The organism is Alkaliphilus serpentinus, from assembly GCF_009017255.1.
In the GTDB taxonomy this organism is placed as follows: domain Bacteria; phylum Bacillota; class Clostridia; order Peptostreptococcales; family Natronincolaceae; genus Alkaliphilus_D; species Alkaliphilus_D serpentinus.
On record NZ_WBZB01000014.1, the window covers coordinates 41356 to 59093 of the forward strand.

A 17738-nucleotide genomic window follows, 5' to 3' on the forward strand; every position below is an offset into this window, starting at 1 on the left:
TGTCCTCAATTAAGTGGGAAAAGCATTTTACCGATAGAGAATTAGTGTATAAATGCTTTTGTTATGGATGGGGATATGGCTCTAGTTCCACGACGCAATGCTTAATATCTTCAATCTCCTCTTCTATGGCATTGTGGACACTGGTGGCAATCCTACAGCCATCTTCAATAGAAAGACTCCCGTCAACACTAATCAAGATATCTGCATAGAGCTTATTCCCAAAGATTCTGGTTTTTAATTTAACAGACTCCACGCCGTCTATTCCATAAGCGATTCGGGTGATATTTTCAACAACCCTTTCATCGGCGGCATGATCCACCAGTTCTTCGATGGCCTTAAGATAAAACTCTACACCAACTTTAATAATTAATAGACTAACCAGTAGTCCTGCTAAAGGGTCTAGTATTCTTATGCCCATCCTTGCTCCCCAAATACCGATGAAGGCTCCTATGGATGATAAAGAATCAGAACGATGATGCCATGCATCAGCTTCCATGGCAATGCTTTTAATTTTTTTAGCAATATGCTTGGTGTAATGATACATGAACTCTTTAAAAACAATGGAAACCCCCGCTGCAACTAAAGCGATTTTTCCAGGGGAAGAATAATCGTTATGGATGATAGACTTTATGGCGTTATAACCAATGGCAATGCCGGTAAGGATTAGAATTGCACTCATTACCTTAGCTATTATTGGTTCGTACTTTTCGTGACCATAGGGGTGACATTGGTCAGCTTCCTTATTGGATAGCTTTAACCCTAAAAGAACCCCAGCTGTTGTTAGTATATCGGCTAAGCTGTGGAAGGCATCTGCCAACATTGCGCTACTTTTTCCAACTATAGCTGCAATGATTTTAAAGATGCATAAAAAAAAATTGGCAGTAATGGTTATATGGGATGCTCTCCTTCCGATTTTTACTCTATCCATAGTACACCTCTCAAATGAAAATATTATATACACTATTATATTAATTAGATACAGAAAATGCAACTAATATATTGGATATATTTACTAATCTGTATTATCAATTGAAAATGAGTTATAAACCTAGCTAGAAATGAATTTCAATAATAGTAGAAAATTCTATCGTTTTACGCCTTGAATGAAGGGTATTATTAAATAGGGTAGAATACTAAATACTATATGAATATAACTTCTTACAATAGGTAGATTGTATTATAATCAAGAAAACGGAGGGCAAAATATATGAAGCTGGTATCATGGAATGTTAACGGAATTAGAGCGTGTATAAATAAGGGCTTTATGGATTACTTTAATGAGGTTGATGCAGATGTATTCTGTCTACAGGAGACAAAGCTACAGGAGGGGCAAATCAGCCTAGAGCTTGAAGGATATTACCAATACTGGCACTATGCTGTTAAGAAGGGCTACTCCGGTACGGCGATATTTACCAAGAAAAAACCCTTATCAGTACAGCATGATATTGGCGTTGAAGAGCATGGACAAGAAGGTAGGGTTCTTACCTTAGAGTTTGAGAATTTTTATATGGTTAATGCCTATGTTCCTAATGCTCAAAGGGGTTTAGCTAGGCTAGATTATAGAATGAAATGGCAGGAGGATTTTAAGAGCTTTTTACTTGCTCTGAATAAGGAAAAACCAGTAATATTGTGTGGAGATTTAAATGTGGCCCATAATGAAATTGACCTGAAGAACCCTAAAACCAATAGAAAGAATGCAGGATTTACAGATGAGGAACGAGAAAAGATGACCGAGCTTTTGAGCTTTGGATTTGTAGATTCCTTTAGATACTTGTATCCTGATAAGGTGGATGCCTATACATGGTGGTCCTACATGGGAAGCGCTAGAGAAAAGAATGTTGGTTGGAGAATTGATTATTTTGTAGTATCCGATAGCATAAAGGATAAAATTCAAGATTCAATTATTCATCCTCATGTGTTGGGAAGTGACCACTGTCCAGTGGTACTGGATATATCAATATAAATTGAAAGGCCTTCATCGAGGCCTTTTAATTTATATTGCTTCTTGAATTTTCAACTCTCGATTTCTTCTATCTTCTTGTTGTTACATTGGATTTAAGATTATTAAACATTTTATTTATTTGAGGTACTAGAACAATAGCTGCACAAATTAGGATATCCGCCAACATAAAGCTTCCATTATAAACTAGAGAATAGATAGCAACGGGGGTTCCTTCTGGAGCATATTCAGAGAAGAATATAATTCCAGATAGAAAGTGCATTATGAATTTGCCAAATCCTGCTATAAAGGTGGCTGCTAATAGGTTTTTTCTAAATAGACCTGCCAAGCCTAATAAGCTAAAGGCAATGGGGTAATCCAATAAAAATTGGGCCCAGTGAACAACATAACCATCTTGCATGTATTGTAACAACCCATAGGCAAACCCGGCAATAATCCCTGGAATAGGTCCAAACATTACTGAAAATATAATCATTGGCAGCATGCTGGCTGGAGTTACTGTGCCTCCTTGAGGAAGTCTATAAAGCCTAACGTAGGATAGTATAAAGGCTAGAGCAATGGCAGCACTGCCGTAGACCATCATTTGAGTGGTGATTTTAACCTCTTTGCTCTTTTTAATAAAGATCATTCCGCCAATTCCAATGATACCCAGTAACACCAATATAGAAATAGTGGTAGGGGTAAATTCTAAAAGCTTTTCAAACACGTTAATTCCTCCTATATTATTAATTTATTTATCACTAGTTTAACAATAAAAAAAACATGAAAAGGAGCCTTTTCATGTTTATATCATGTTAGCTTCCCTACGCAGGCATTAACCTACAGGTTCAAAGGGTCGGACATGGTCCTCTCAGCACAAGGCACCCCTAGCGATAAATATTGCTTTATTATATTATAGCATAATTATTGTAAATATAATACTATAGTATAAAAAAAGTCCCTAATTCTTTGGCGGTTAAGGTCTATTAGAGGAAGATTATACCCACAACATTTATCAAAAAGATCATTTTTGTTTTATGTTATCCATGGTATATTAAAAACAAGTATAAATATATAGGGTTAAGGGAAAAAATCCATATATAAGAGAGTAGTAGAAGGGTATTAATTATATATCAGGAGGTGCTTAAATGAAAAAGATATTAGTAACAGGTGCTTTAGGTCAAATAGGAACAGAATTGGTTGTAAAACTAAGGGAGCAATACGGAGTTGACAATATTATTGCTACCAACAGGAGCAGGTATGAGGGCCATCCTGTTGTAGAAGGGGGAACATTTGAGCTTTTGGATGTAACGGATGAAAAGGGGGTTTTTGAGATCGCCAAGAAGTATGATGTGGATACCATCATCCATATGGCAGCTCTATTATCAGCAACTGCTGAAAAAAATCCTAAGCTGGCTTGGGATATTAATATGGGGGGGTTGATGAATACCCTAGAGGTGGCTAGAGAATTGAATTGCAAGTTCTTTACCCCTAGCTCAATAGGAGCCTTTGGCCCAACGTCACCAAAGGATAATACACCCCAAGACACTATTCAACGGCCTACAACTATGTATGGAGTAAATAAGGTTTCTGGGGAGCTGCTATGTGATTACTACTACCATAAATTTGGTGTAGATACTAGAGGGGTTCGTTTCCCGGGTTTGATTTCCTATGCCCAGGCCCCAGGTGGAGGTACAACTGATTATGCAGTACATATCTATTACGACGCCTTGAAGCTTGGGAAATACACCAGCTATATAGCAAAGGGAACCTATATGGACATGATGTATATGCCAGATGCAGTAAAGGCTATAATCGATTTAATGGAGGCAGACCCATCAAAGCTAAAGCATCGTAACGCCTTTAATGTAACAGCCATGAGCTTTGACCCAGAAGAAATAGCAGCAGAAATTAAAAAACATATACCCACCTTTACAATTGATTATGATGTAGATCCAGTAAGACAGACAATAGCAGATAGCTGGCCCAACTCCATAGACCCAACAGCAGCAAAGGAGGAATGGGGCTTTAGTGTAGAATATGACCTAGCTAGAATGACAGAGGATATGTTAGCTAAGCTTAAGGAAAAGGGAATATAAGAAAAAGATTAGACCTTCTTTACGAGAAGGTCTTTTTTGTGAAGCAATACATATGTTAAAAATGATCAACTTTTACATTTTAATAAACAATGGGTAAAATTTTTCTTATAGTACATTGATTAGTGAGGCCTTTTCATTAGAGGAGCTACAACAGAATTTGCAAATGATAACAGTGCCTTTCTTCTTAATGACCACACTTATGAGGAACGGGCTAAAAACTATGATTTTGTCCGTTCCTTTATTGATCTTCAAGATAATGAAATCTTATTTCTGCATTAAGCAATCTCTCGTATGTTTTATATTCTTCTAAAACCTCTCTTCTTGTAATAAAAATGCTTGTGAAAAATTCCCATAGAAAGACCCAACCCCCTATAAAAATTCCTTCAAAAAGAACCTTTAAAAGAATAGTAGATTTGCTACCACTATAAAAATACCCAATGGTTAAAAAAAGAACAGAAAACAATAAATAAGAAACAATCCTTTGCTCCAGATTGCTTTTAACCTTGTTTTGTCTAGCTATAGCATAGCTATAGAAATTCCGATAGGCAGAAATTAAGGACCTTTCCTTTAGGTGATTCTGCTTAGAAAGGGGAATGTACAATAGAATACAAATATTAAACCTTAGAGGGATATCTTCTGAGGAATTCACAATAAAATCATTAAATTCATCTTCAATATCCCTCTTTTTAAAGGGAGAAGGGTCCCAATCATCATAAATATCATTATAATCATCAAGGGAAACTTCAATTAAATACTTATTGGTTGACTCTTCATACTTATAGAGTCGTTGATAATATTTTTTCTTTCTCATAATATCACCTTTATAAATTATCATTTTTATACATTCTTAAATTCTTTTTAAGCCCTACATCCTATCTGATGAAAGAGCAATTTTTGAAAAAAAATATAGCACTTAAAGAAAAATCTTATTGTTTAATCTAACTTATACTGTAATTAGTAGTTTTTATCTTTAGGGTTTATTTATCCACCTAAAATATTGTTAAAGAAATGCTGCTTAAAACCGATGCTGTCTGTGTGATTTTACAAACATAGGACGATACCTTTATTATCAGGAAATAAAATTTCGTAGCTACAAAACTTTCCCTTAGAGTATTATATTCAGTTTTTAAAGAGGGTAATGTTTAAAGGGTTTTAAAAATACAATTTACTACAAGATCATTAATCAATTTAAGGAGGTATAAAGATGTCAAATGTTAAAACGGTGGAGCCTCATAAATCTTCATTGGGTATGGATGCTAACATAGCTGTTCTTATTACCTATTTAGGTGGGGTTGTTATTGGTTGGTTACCAGCCATTGGCTATGTATCATGGTTAGTACCACTAATTATATTCATATTAGAAAAGGAAAGTGATTTTGTTCGTTTCCATTCAATGCAAAGCTTGATTTTAAATGCTGTAGGAGCGTTATTAGGACTTATAATTGTTATTTTTTCAGGAGCTATTGCAACAACCTTCTTTTACTCCCCAGCTGCAGGCTTAGGGTTTTTGGGAATTTTAAGCTTACTTACAACAATTATTTCTATTGTAATTCTAGTATTTGCTATATTGGCTGTAATCAATGGTTTCAAATACAAAGAATACAAAATACCAGTTATAGGTAATTTGGCAGAAAAATTATCTGTCAAATTTAAAGGTGTTACTGGTAAATCCGAATAATGATTAGATTAGTTAAGTAGGGGGCGGCTAGCCATCCCCTGCTTTTTTATGATAAGGAAAAGGTTGACGGAACCCATAATCAATTTTTGAATGTCCCTGTTGAAGGGTTCTTACTATTAGCTATGTTAATAAAATACCAATTGTTGAACTGCTGAAGGATATACATTATCATAAACATAAGATAAAACACGGCACAAGAAATCTCATGGATAAACAATTCAATAACTTAGTATTAATTGAAATGAGGGATGTAAATGAGAGTAGCAGTTATTGGAGGAGGCCCCGGGGGATATATTGCTGCAATAAAGGCAGCTATGCTAGGGGCAGAAGTAACTTTATTAGAAAAGGCTAAGGTGGGGGGCACATGCCTTAATGCAGGTTGTATCCCTACAAAAGCCCTATTAGCCTCAGCTGAAAAGCTAAATGCCATTAAGGAAGCCGAGGAATTTGGCATAAGTATAGATGGCAAAGTAAATGTAAATTTTGAGGTTATGATGGAACGTAAGGACAAAACCATAGAGCAGATGGTTAAGGGAATTAAATTTTTATTAGAGAAAAGAAAAGTTCGCCTACTAAATGGATTTGGTAAATTGGTAGAGAAGAATAAAATTGAAGTTCAATTAAATGATGGCTCATTAGAAATTATAGAAGCTGATAAAATCATATTGGCCACTGGATCAGTACCCATAATTCCACCCCTCTTCCCCTATGATGGAAATAAGGTCATTACAAGTAATGAAGCACTGTTTTTAAAGGAAATGCCAGAATCCTTAATAATAGTTGGTGGGGGAGTTATAGGCTGTGAGTTCGGTCAGTTCTTTAACAAGTTGGGAACTAAGGTTACGGTAATTGAAATGGCTGAGCAGTTGCTTCCTCCAGAGGATAAAGATACAGCTAAACAACTGGAAAGGGCCTTTAAAAAAGATAAAATTAAAGTTATGACTAATGCAAAAATAGTGAAGTGTGAAGTAATAGACAATCAAGTAGTCGCCACTCTAGAAGATGGAAAGGTACTAACTGCTGAAAAAATCCTGATCTCAGTAGGAAGAAAGCCATATTTAGAGGATCTTGGGGTGGAAGATATAGGAATTCACACAAGTTTCGGCAAGATTATTGTAAACGATAAGATGGAAACCAATATTGAAGGAGTTTATGGAATTGGGGATATTATTAATAGCCCCTTTTTGGCTCATGTTGCCACAAAAGAAGGAACAATAGCTGCAGAGAATGCTATGGGACTTAATAAAAAAATTAACTATAAGGCTATACCAAGATGTGTATATACAGATCCAGAGGTTGCATCTGTGGGGTTAACAGAAAAAGAAGCAACCGCTAAGGGGATCCAATATAATAGGGGACAATTTGATTTTCGAGCCTTAGGCAAAGCCCAGGTTATAGGTAGATATCAAGGATTTATTAAGATAATTGTAGATGCTGAAGATAAGATCATTGGTGCTGCCATAGTAGGGCCCCATGCAACGGACCTATTGGCGGAGCTTACATTGGCAGTTCATTTAGGAATTACAGCCCAAGATATGGGAGAGGTAATTCATCCTCATCCAACCTTAACGGAAGGTATCATGGAAGCCCTCCATGATGTTCATAAGAGTTGTCTGCATTCAGTATAGAAAAATAGAAAGATTAAATATAAGCAAAAAATTGATATGATATGGACTTATCTAGAAGGGAATAATGCCTCTATGAAGAATACTAGAAATAAAACATGATAGAGGAGAGAGGAACAATGACAAGAAAGGCATATAACTCTAAGGATGCTGCAACTGTAGGCCCTTATTCCCATGCTGTTGAGGCCAATGACACCATTTATTTTTCCGGTCAAACACCTATTGATTCAAAAACAGGGCAATTGGTTGAAGGAGATATCAAAAAACAAACCCAGCAATGTTTTGATAATCTTTTTAAGGTTCTTGCTGAAGCAGGCCTAGATAGAAACGATGTTATAAAGGTGAATGTCTTCTTAACCCATATGGATAACTTTAAAGATATGAATGAGGTTTATGAAAAACAATTTAGCAGGCCTTTTCCAGCCAGAACTACAATTGGTGTAGCAGAGCTTCCATTGGGTGCTGCCGTTGAAATTGAAATGATAGCCCAAAAACAGAAGAAGTAGTTATATCGTCAATACATAAGAACCACTCAAGGAAACCATCTTGGGTGGTTTTTATTATTTAACAATTAACCATGAAATCTCTTCTGAAAAAAAGGCAGTAGAAGAATTATAAAATGACAATTTGAGAAAAACATCAAATTTTTACCATGATATAAGTGGTATCGAAGCATGGAAAAAAACAAGTGGTGATGTTATTGAATTTGGCTATGAGTTATATTGATGGGGAGGCAACTTATAGCGAGGGCAACTAATTATTAACTGTATAAGAAGCTAGAAATTCCCCAGGGGGAATTTACTAGCTTCCTTTTCTAAGCGTTTAAAAATAGATGAAACACCCCTCCACCAATTCTGATCCTCTGCATATCTTCTGTTAATCCATTGAAAAGGATCTTTACCTTCAGGTCTATCTACTGATGAATTGATAACTGTTCGAGCAGCAATTCGTGTAGAATCAATGATATCAGTATTATAGGTTTGCCAGCTATTATAAACATTATAGGGATTATTGGCGATTTTTAGAGCCTGTGGGTGATTTCTTGGAACAAATCCCTGCTCATGGCCAGCTATGGCAAATAAAACTAAGGGGTTAAGATGAAATTCTTTAGCTACATTCATGACAGATGAAAAGTAAGGCTCATCGGCAAGGATGGAGTTTCTCTGGTTTAAGTATCCAATAAGCCCATCAACATTAATTGATCTATAATGGAAGTAATGGGGTAAATGGGGATGAATACTTGAAGTCATCATCTCCACATGAATACTGCTAGCAAAATCCTCTGCTAAAGCCTTGTTCACTTTTGATTTATGAAGAAAGACTGTAAAAACACTCATTAATATAAGTAATATACACCCCACAGAAACTTTGTTAATAGCCATAAGCTTCTTCATATCTCTCCCTAAATCTTTATCATCAATGGAAGAAATCTCTTCACCTAAGTCTACGATTTTCTCAGCAAACTCTTCTTCCTTACCTATGGTAAGATCTTCATTTTTATGCATTGTATAGTTTTTGAAGGTATCAATATTAATTGGTTTGTTTAGGTGGGAATTTGTCCATGTATAGAAACTATCAATTAACTGAGGGTCAGATTCAATAAGATTTAGAGAGGCTTCGAAAATATCATACATAGAAATACCCTCAGGCCTTGATAAGAAACCACCTTGTAATATTTTTTTAACAATCTGTGAGCGACATTTTTCAGGATAGGTTGACAGGCTTTCATTAATTAACTTATGTATTGTATTTGCTAAAACCTTAGCTCTTTTTCCTGGATTATAATGGGGGTATTTTTCTTTAATAAACAGATTTAGACTATTAATGTCTCTTTTATTTAATATCTTTATCCCCTTAAGTTCTGTAGAAAAATCCTCCATTTTTTCACATCCCAAATATTATATGAATATTTATATTATAGCCTAATATTCAGTAGATTTCTATAGAAGAGCTTTTAAACAAGATAAAATCCCCCCTTTTAACGATTTTCTATATTATACCATTTTACTTACTTGCACATAAAGGGTTTTGAAAATTTTGAATATTATTTAAATAATAATTATTTATAAAAGTATTTGAAGGAAATACGCGGATTATGTCGAAATACCATTCTATGTGTTTCATCGATGGACATATTTAGTAACTCAGAGAGGATATTGGTGATAAAAATGCGGAGAATGTTTAAACGCTTTTATGGAATTCTTATACTAATAATTTTTATGATGTCTACTTTAGCATACATGCAATTTCGATATGTAGAAGGAATTATAAAGGATGATATAAGAGTAATCACTAATTTGTCCTTAAGGAATTTAGAAACAGAGATTAATCACTGGATTAATAGAAAATTAAATGTAATACAGGAAGCGGGAAATTTTATTGAAGTAGGTTCCCCGACCAATACAGAAATTTTATCTTATTTAAAGGGGAAGCTTAAGGAATATAATAGCTTTTCTTCAATATACTACGGTACTAAGGATAATGTTATGATCAACGCCAGCGGTTGGATTCCACCGGCAGGCTTTGATCTTAGAGAAAGACCTTGGTATATGATGGCAAAAGGACAGAAGGAAGTTATTATAACAGATGTTTTCCTAAATGCCAGCAAAGATGATTTGGTATCTACAATTGCTAAACCTGTATATAATCAAAAGCAGGAATTAATCGGTGTTGTTGGAGGAGATATTTCCATCAAGACAGTAGTAGCTATGGTAGGTGAGTACAAGTTAGGTAGAAATGGAGAATCTTTTCTACTCAATAAAAATGGAGAGCTTTTGGCCCACTCCACTTTAACAGATATGAATAACCTAAATATATCTATACCCACTGATGAGTATCTACCTCTTATTGAAAAAATAATTGAAGGTGGTACTGGGTTTGAGACGACAAACAAGGGGACCCTAGAAGGTTATTTAACATATACACCTATTGAAAATACTCAATGGATTTTAGCAAGCTTTACCACCGTTAGAGACTTCTATGCAGCTTCACAGCAATTAACCATTGGTTTTATCCTGGTGGCCATATTATCTTTGCTTATTTTTTATGTATTCTTATTGTTTTTGAAGAAGTCTATTATCAAGCCACTAATAACCCTTGAGAATAGTGTTAGCAATATTGATATAGAGGAGGATATCACCTATAGAATTGATATCCTTGATAATGGCAGAAGTGAGTTCAGAAGTTTAGTTGATAAAATAAACGCTTTGTTAGATAAAATTGAGGCCTATTTTTTTGAGATCCGGAACGATAAGGAAGAGCTTCAAATGATCAACGAAGAGCTTGAAGCTTCATTAGAGCAAATGATCGCAGCCGAAGAAGAAATTATGAGGCAAAAGAAGTACTTCGAGGCCTTGTTTACCAACTCATCCGATGGTATAGTTCTATTAAATCAATCCCACCATATAATTGATTTAAATCAGCGTTTTACAGATATTTTTGGTTATAAGATTGATGAGATTAAGGGTAAGGAGTTAGACAGTATAATAGCAAAAAAAGAAATTTTTTCAGAGGCTAATGGTCTTACCCACAACCTTTTAGAAGGGCAGGTTGTTTCTAAAGAGTCCATAAGATACAGGAAAAACAATGAGCCAATAGATGTTTTAATTAAAGGAGTACCCATTCTATATGAAGGACATGTGGTAGGGGGGTATGGAATATACACAGACATTTCTGAAAGAAAGAAATCTGAGAGGGAAATCCTATATATTAGCTATCATGATCGTCTAACTGGATTATATAATAGAACCTACTTTGAAGGAGAGCTTAAAAAGGTTGAAAAGGAAGGGTTCTTACCAATTAGCATTATTATGGGGGATGTCAATGGTTTAAAGATGTCTAATGATGCCTTTGGACATGATGAAGGTGATAGGTTACTGCGATGCATTGCTGAAATACTGAATTCGGTATGTACAAATGATGCAATTCCAGCCAGAATAGGTGGAGATGAGTTTGCAATAATTCTTACCAATACCGATGAGAAAGAGGGTCTACTCATTTGCAATGAGATTAAGAAACGTTGTACCGAAGATTCCATAGGAACATTACAACTAAGTCTCTCCCTTGGGTTGGCAACTATGTATAGTATTGAAGAGGATTTAGAAGAAACCTATAAGCTGGCGGAAAATAGGATGTATGATAATAAGCTTTTGGAGAGTAAGAGCACTAGAAGCTCAATCATTGCATCTCTTCTAAAATCTCTAGAGGAGAAAACCCATGAAACTGAGGAACATAGCAGCAGGATGATGGAACTGGGTTTACTGTTAGGGAAAAAGCTGGAGCTAAATGATAGTCAGCTAAATGAGTTAAGGCTTTTAGCTGCCCTCCATGATATAGGGAAAATAGCCATTCCAGACCATATATTAGATAAAGAGGGTCCATTAACAGAAGAAGAATGGAATATAATGAGGAAGCATAGCGAAATAGGATATCGTATTGCTAGTGCTACTCCAGAACTTGCTAATATCGCAGAGGCTATTTTACACCATCACGAGCGATGGGATGGCAAGGGATATCCTTATAGCTTAGAAGGGGATAAAATCCCCCTAAGTGCAAGGGTGATTGCTGTTGTAGATGCCTATGATGCAATGACCAGTGATCGGCCCTATAGAAGGGCAATGGAATCGGAGGCGGCTATTCTAGAATTATCCAAAGGAAGAGGAAAACAGTTTGACCCACTAATAGTGGATATGTTTTTAGAGGTGATTAAGGATCAATGATTAAACAAAAGAGCCTAAAGGGCTTTTAGACTGATGAAAAACCATCATCTACATCGTTACCTAGAAAAGTCAGCATTCTCACGTATTTCTGTATACGCTACAATGGCTGACTTTTCTTGCGCCTCCCATCTGATAGCTTTTGAACAGTCTAAACTATGAATACTGGGGGAGTTTAATTGCCAATGGTTTTATACCTTTATTCATTACCAATTCCTATGAGATAATTAATTAGATGGTAAAGGAGGTTGTTAAGATGTTTACTATAGTTGATAATCAAGATAAGAATATGAAGTTTAAAAGGCTTTTTGTCAAAGCTGAAGAGGAGTTTATATCAATGCTTCCCTTTGAGAAGAAACCCTTTCACGATTTTGAAAGGTATATCACCAATACAAGTAATGAGAAGCACTTCTTCCATAGTAGCTTTATGGCAATAGATGAGATGGATGAAGACTATTGCTTATATCATTTCTACTATCTAAATGAAGGGGATGATACCCTACGAACTACATTAATACTACCATCAAACTGGGATAGAAGATTTGAGATATTGGAAAAATCAATTAAAAACCTAAAGGAATGGCTTAAAAATCAAGATCATATTAAGAGGCTATTGGTGCAGTCCTTAGAAATGGGAAAAGTAGAGTATTATCCAACACTATCCCATTATATCATTCCAGTTCTTATAAAGGCAGGCTTTAATCCTGACTATAGAATGTATATGAAATGGAGGGAAGGAACCCTATCAGTGAATAGTACATTGCCAGAAGGTTTTTCTGTGACGGGATACGATGAGAAAATGAAGAAAGAAATAATCGAGTTTTATACAACTAACACCTTTGAAGGATATTTCTCTACAATGGTGGGGGAAGAACTATTGCAGCAATTTAGCGAAGAAGCTTTTAGAAGAACTGCAAGATTTATCCTTGATAAGGAGCAAAAGATAGTAGGAGGCCTATTTGCTGTCTTAGATTCATCTGAAGATGTAATGGTTGGTAATAAAATCTGGTTTGAGGACTTAGCCATCCTAAAGGAATACAATGATTTAGGTTTAGATTCATATTTGGTTAGCAAGGTCCTTAGAGCTGTTACAGAAAAGTATCCCAATGTAGATACATACACCTATGCATCCCGTAAAGCTAAAAAAACCGTTAAAGCATTTAAGTCTAATAATTTTAATGGCTTTGAGTTTTGGGTAGATATGGTTTTTAATAAGTAATATCTTTCCAAAAAGGGGGGGGTCTATTTGAGATATAAAAATGGAAGGGATCTATTTCCTCCAGAGCTATTAAAGGAAATACAAAAATATGTTCAGGGGGAAAAGGTTTATATACCCCAAACTGATGAGAATCGAGCAGGCTGGGGGGAAAAGAGTGGCGGTCGGATTGAAATATCCTTTAGGAATGGAGAGATTGTAAAAAAGTACAATGAGGGTTTTTCAATAGAAGACTTAGGAGACCTTTTTTGCCTAAGCACAGAAACCATTAGAAAAATCATCTATAAAAATAAAAAAAGCGAGGATTAAAATATATGGCATCAAAAAATCATAGAGGTAAAACATTATGGAAGCTTCCTTCTAGAGGTAGAGGAACCTGTCCATTATGTAATAGAACCAGGATTAAATTATTATATGAAATTGTTACCGAAGATGGTAGCATGGAAAAGGTATGTAAGGAATGTAGTAAGAGAAAAGCATAAAATGTTTAAAGGGGCTCAAATAAGCCCCTGTTTTATTTTATTGGAAACCTTTTTTATTAAATGATTATTATATATTAAGATCAATATCCATATTGGAGGAAATAAAAAATGGACCCAATAAATGAAACCTGCCAGATAATTAAAGATAAAGGTTATAAAGGTATCACCATTGAAGCTTCAACTGGGAATAACTGCTGAGGTACCTACATCACTCCAGTTTTAGTGATGGAGGTACCTTCGGAGAAGGACAATTATTATTTCTACAGTATAAATCCAATAGGAATTTATGTAGATAAGAGAATAGGCTACTCTAGTGAGTTACTATGGATTTTGCTTAAGGATTTTTTAAATGAATAAAGGAATATTTTCCATGAGTAGGATACTTATAAACTGGTAAATATAATTTTGTAGGGTACGTACCCGGTGGGACTAGGATTTTGTGTGGGTAGCTTTTTAAGATGCTCTGTGTAAATCGAAGGTGCCATCACAATACGTACCCTACTGATTTTTTATAAAGGAATGATTTTCTATGATTATAAGCTTTAATACAGATTTGGTATGGAAGTCGTTACTTTTAGTAGCTTCTGGAATGTTTTTACTTAGGGTTTCAGGAAGAAAATCCATTTCACAGATGACAATAGCTCAAACAATCATCATGATCTCAATAGGATCCATTATTATTCAACCAATAATTGAAAAGAGTATAACCAGAACAGTTGTTGCAGCTACAATCTTTATACTATTCTTAATCCTTGTAGAATATTTACAAATGAAATTTAATTTCTTTGAAAATCTTTTGATGGGGAAGGCCAGAGTTGTAATTCAAGATGGACAACTGGTTCCAGAAAATATGCGTAAAATGCGGTTTAGGTAGATCTAACAATCAGAAAGGGCTGGGATAAACCCTATAGCTCTCCAAGCCAACAGCTTTCTGAAGTTTATGATCAATCAAGGGATGTTATGAATGCAAGGGTATAGGAAATAGTTAAGGAGTCCATTTGGACTCTTTTTAAATTGATTTTTTTTTTATAAATGAAGTATGGTAATGTATAATTAGAATAAATTCGGGGGTGGTATGATGTATTTAATTAGGGAGTTAAGGGAGAAGAAGGAGTTTGAAGATTTCTGCAATATTGTCGTTCATGCTTATCCAGGCTTCAAGATCGAGACGGAGGAACAAAGGAACAAATTTGTTGAGTATTCTATGAAGCTAAAGGAAGACAATGAAAACATTACTACATATGGTTTATTTAAGGATGAAATACTCATAGGTGGAATGAGATTTTTTAACTTTTATATGAAGCTCCTTACACAACATATAAAAGTGGGAGGCTTGGGTCTGGTGGCGGTGGACTTCCTCCATAAAAAGGAGAAGATTGCCAAAGCTATTGTGGAGGGTTTTATTAATGAGTATAAATCTAAGGGTGTTAATATGGTTGCATTATATCCCTTTAGACCTGATTTCTATAAAAAGATGGGCTTTGGCTTTGGGGCAAGTATGCACCAATATAAAGTAAAGCCCTCAAATCTTCCAAAGGGGCCTTCCAAATCCAATGTTTTCTTTATTCATGAGGAGGAAGGGGATATGGTTCTTGAATGCTACAATAGGGCCTATAATGAAACCAATGGATTAATGGAAAAGGAATTGGAGGATTTTACAAAACTATTAAAAAGGCCCCGAACAAGTATCGTGGCATATAAAAGAAATGAAATGATTGATGGATATATCATTTATGAGGTTAAACCCCATGATGAGAACTTTTTAATTTCAGATATTATTGTCAGCCACATGATCTATCACAGTCAAGAGGCCTTAATGGAGCTAATGACCTTTTTAAATAGCCAAAGTGATCAAATTAGACAAATCATCTTTAATCTACAGGACCCAAATTTTAGGTTTATACTAGAGGATCCCACCAATGGCTCCAATAATGTGCTAGTGCCTGTACATCATGAAGGAAGTGTAGAGGGAACGGGAATAATGTATCGGGTAGTAGATATTGATGGAATATTTAAAGATTTAGCTAACCATAATTTTAATAATGTAGATTGTAAAATTAAGCTGATAATAAGAGATACCCTTGTAGCTTCCAATAATAAAAGTATTGTTGTGGAGTTTATTAAGGGTAAAGCAATGTTAAGGAATACTGGTGATTATGAGGTAGAGGTATCAATGGATATAGCCAATTTTTCTTCTTTACTCACGGCCTCAGTAGATTTTAAGAGTCTGTACAAGTATGGTAGAGCTACCTTGACTCATAAGGAATATTTAAATAAAGTCAATGAAATTTTTTACTTCCCTGATAAACCCATCTGTTTAACGATGTTTTAGTGATATATTTTAGATTTTTGGGGTATAAAATTATATTAAGAACAAAAACCTCTTCAATAGGAAGAGGTTTTTCTTTAAAAAGGGAGTGTTGATGATGTCGGATATCGATTTGACAAAGTTTGAAAAGAAATTAGTATTAAGAGAGATTCAGAAGGCGGATATTGAAGATATCATAGCCTTGCAAAAAAATTGCTTTCCCAATATGAAACCATGGGAAAAACAACAGTTGGAAAGTCATATAAACATATTTCCTCAAGGACAAATATGTATTGAATATGATGGTGAAATTATCGGATCTGCATCCAGTTTGGTTATTAATTTTGACGAGTATGATGATCAACATACCTGGGAAGAGATAACAGATGGAGGATATATAACCAATCATGATCCAGAAGGCTATAATCTATACGGTATAGAGGTGATGGTTCATCCAAAGTTTCGGAACATGAAAATTGGAAGGAGATTATATGAGGCCCGCAAGGAGATTGCTCAAAGGCTTAATTTAAAAAGTATTATTATAGGGGGTAGAATACCCAATTATCATAAACATGCCCAAGAGCTAACTCCAGAGGAGTATGTAAAGGAGGTTGTAAATCATAATATTTATGATCCTATCATAACCTTCCAGAGGAGAAACGGCTTTATCTTAAAACGAATAAATAAAAAGTATTTACCGGAAGATAAAGCATCCCTACAATATGCCACTCTAATGGAATGGTATAACATAGATTATCAACCCTCATCAAAAAGGCATTTTAAAACGGCTTTTCCCGTTAGAATATCGGTAATACAATATATGATGAAGGCGATATCCTCCTTTCAAGAATTTGCTAATCAATGTGAGTATTTTGTAGATGTGGCCTCCAATTATAAATCGGATTTTGTGGTTTTTCCAGAAATTTTTACTACTCAGCTGCTGTCCTTTTTAGATGAGAAAACCCCAAGCAGGGCAATACGAAGGTTAACGGATTTTACAGAGGATTACATAAAGATATTCACAGAATTCGCTGTTAAGTACAATGTAAATATAGTTGGTGGATCTCATTTTGTTGAAGAGAAGGACAAAATTTATAATATAGCCTATCTTTTTAGAAGGGATGGTACCATAGAAAAGCAGTATAAGCTTCACATAACCCCCAATGAGAAAAAATGGTGGGGGATCTCTGAGGGTAATGAAATAAGAGTTTTCGATACTGACTGCGGTAAAGTAGCCATCCTTATCTGCTATGATATTGAATTCCCGGAGGTTTCTAGGATTGTAGCTGAAAAGGGTGCCAATATCATTTTTACTCCTTTCTGTACTGATGAAAGACAAGGTTATCTAAGGGTAAGATATTGTGCTCAGGCAAGGGCCATAGAAAATCAAATTTATACAGTAATTGCCGGAACCGTGGGAAATTTAACTCAGGTAGAAAATATGGACGTTCAATATGCTCAATCTGCAATATTTACACCATCAGACTTTTCCTTCCCCAGAGACGGAATTATGGGAGAGTGTAGCCCCAATATTGAGATGGTGGTAGTGGGAGACCTAGACTTAGAGATTCTAAGACGTTCAAGAAGGGCTGGAACAGTAACCCTTCTAAAGAATAGAAGAAAGGATTTATATGACATTGTTGAAAAGCCTACAAATTGTTAGGTGTGAGTCGAGA

17 protein-coding genes and 1 riboswitch are annotated in these 17738 nt (G+C 35.2%); of the genes, 13 read left to right on the forward strand and 4 right to left on the reverse strand.

Features of this window, described 5'->3' with window-relative positions:
- Window positions 1-61: 61 nt before the first annotated feature.
- Window positions 62-928 (reverse strand): cation diffusion facilitator family transporter, encoded by an 867-nt coding sequence (locus F8153_RS05515; protein ID WP_151865373.1) that lies wholly within the window; start codon window positions 926-928, stop codon window positions 62-64.
- 279 nt (window positions 929-1207) lie between these two features.
- Here F8153_RS05515 and F8153_RS05520 point away from each other — a divergent pair, with 279 nt between their 5' ends.
- Window positions 1208-1963, forward strand: a complete 756-nt coding sequence (locus F8153_RS05520) for an exodeoxyribonuclease III (RefSeq protein ID WP_151865374.1) — start codon at window positions 1208-1210, stop codon at window positions 1961-1963.
- 67 nt (window positions 1964-2030) lie between these two features.
- On the opposite strand, the gene thiT is transcribed toward F8153_RS05520, so the two are convergent.
- Window positions 2031-2666: an energy-coupled thiamine transporter ThiT gene (gene thiT / locus F8153_RS05525; RefSeq protein ID WP_207707690.1), complete on the reverse strand. Its 636-nt coding sequence runs from the start codon at window positions 2664-2666 to the stop codon at window positions 2031-2033.
- A gap of 77 nt (window positions 2667-2743) precedes the next feature.
- Window positions 2744-2838: riboswitch (TPP riboswitch) on the reverse strand.
- Between the two features lie 249 nt (window positions 2839-3087).
- On the opposite strand from thiT, the gene F8153_RS05530 reads away from it, so the two are divergent.
- Window positions 3088-4038, forward strand: coding sequence for an L-threonine 3-dehydrogenase (locus F8153_RS05530; protein ID WP_151865375.1), 951 nt, complete (start codon window positions 3088-3090; stop codon window positions 4036-4038).
- Window positions 4039-4276: 238 nt separating this feature from the next.
- Here F8153_RS05530 and F8153_RS05535 read toward each other — a convergent pair whose 3' ends face one another.
- The gene (locus tag F8153_RS05535) at window positions 4277-4849 is read right to left on the reverse strand and encodes a hypothetical protein (protein WP_192929676.1); all 573 of its coding nucleotides are present in this window, start codon (window positions 4847-4849) and stop codon (window positions 4277-4279) included.
- Window positions 4850-5242: 393 nt separating this feature from the next.
- Here F8153_RS05535 and F8153_RS05540 point away from each other — a divergent pair, with 393 nt between their 5' ends.
- The 3 genes from F8153_RS05540 (at window position 5243) to F8153_RS05550 (ending at window position 7847) form a co-directional block, all read left to right on the forward strand.
- Entirely contained in the window at window positions 5243-5716 is a 474-nt protein-coding gene (locus tag F8153_RS05540) for a DUF4870 domain-containing protein (protein ID WP_151865377.1), read from the forward strand.
- 254 nt (window positions 5717-5970) lie between these two features.
- Window positions 5971-7344: a dihydrolipoyl dehydrogenase gene (gene lpdA / locus F8153_RS05545; RefSeq protein ID WP_151865378.1), complete on the forward strand. Its 1374-nt coding sequence runs from the start codon at window positions 5971-5973 to the stop codon at window positions 7342-7344.
- A 116-nt stretch (window positions 7345-7460) separates the two neighbouring features.
- Entirely contained in the window at window positions 7461-7847 is a 387-nt protein-coding gene (locus F8153_RS05550) for a RidA family protein (protein WP_151865379.1), read from the forward strand.
- Between the two features lie 270 nt (window positions 7848-8117).
- On the opposite strand, the gene F8153_RS05555 is transcribed toward F8153_RS05550, so the two are convergent.
- Window positions 8118-9221: a hypothetical protein gene (locus F8153_RS05555; RefSeq protein ID WP_151865380.1), complete on the reverse strand. Its 1104-nt coding sequence runs from the start codon at window positions 9219-9221 to the stop codon at window positions 8118-8120.
- 297 nt (window positions 9222-9518) lie between these two features.
- On the opposite strand from F8153_RS05555, the gene F8153_RS05560 reads away from it, so the two are divergent.
- The 8 genes from F8153_RS05560 (at window position 9519) to F8153_RS05585 (ending at window position 17725) form a co-directional block, all read left to right on the forward strand.
- A complete protein-coding gene (locus F8153_RS05560; RefSeq protein ID WP_192929677.1) occupies window positions 9519-12059 on the forward strand; it encodes an HD domain-containing phosphohydrolase in 2541 nt (846 codons plus the stop codon).
- 253 nt (window positions 12060-12312) lie between these two features.
- Window positions 12313-13275 carry a hypothetical protein gene (locus tag F8153_RS05565; protein WP_151865382.1) on the forward strand — a complete coding sequence of 321 codons (963 nt, stop codon included), beginning with the start codon at window positions 12313-12315 and terminating at the stop codon, window positions 13273-13275.
- Between the two features lie 27 nt (window positions 13276-13302).
- On the forward strand, window positions 13303-13581 hold the full coding sequence (locus F8153_RS05570) for a CD3324 family protein (protein WP_151865383.1): 279 nt from the start codon (window positions 13303-13305) through the stop codon (window positions 13579-13581).
- Between the two features lie 5 nt (window positions 13582-13586).
- Window positions 13587-13754: a hypothetical protein gene (locus F8153_RS16020; RefSeq protein WP_192929678.1), complete on the forward strand. Its 168-nt coding sequence runs from the start codon at window positions 13587-13589 to the stop codon at window positions 13752-13754.
- Between the two features lie 222 nt (window positions 13755-13976).
- Window positions 13977-14111 carry a hypothetical protein gene (locus F8153_RS16535; RefSeq protein WP_279237117.1) on the forward strand — a complete coding sequence of 45 codons (135 nt, stop codon included), beginning with the start codon at window positions 13977-13979 and terminating at the stop codon, window positions 14109-14111.
- A 172-nt stretch (window positions 14112-14283) separates the two neighbouring features.
- Window positions 14284-14628 carry a DUF421 domain-containing protein gene (locus F8153_RS05575; protein ID WP_151865384.1) on the forward strand — a complete coding sequence of 115 codons (345 nt, stop codon included), beginning with the start codon at window positions 14284-14286 and terminating at the stop codon, window positions 14626-14628.
- 204 nt (window positions 14629-14832) lie between these two features.
- Entirely contained in the window at window positions 14833-16086 is a 1254-nt protein-coding gene (locus tag F8153_RS05580; RefSeq protein WP_151865385.1) for a GNAT family N-acetyltransferase, read from the forward strand.
- Between the two features lie 94 nt (window positions 16087-16180).
- A complete protein-coding gene (locus tag F8153_RS05585; protein ID WP_151865386.1) occupies window positions 16181-17725 on the forward strand; it encodes a bifunctional GNAT family N-acetyltransferase/carbon-nitrogen hydrolase family protein in 1545 nt (514 codons plus the stop codon).
- The last annotated feature ends 13 nt before the right edge of the window (window positions 17726-17738 follow it).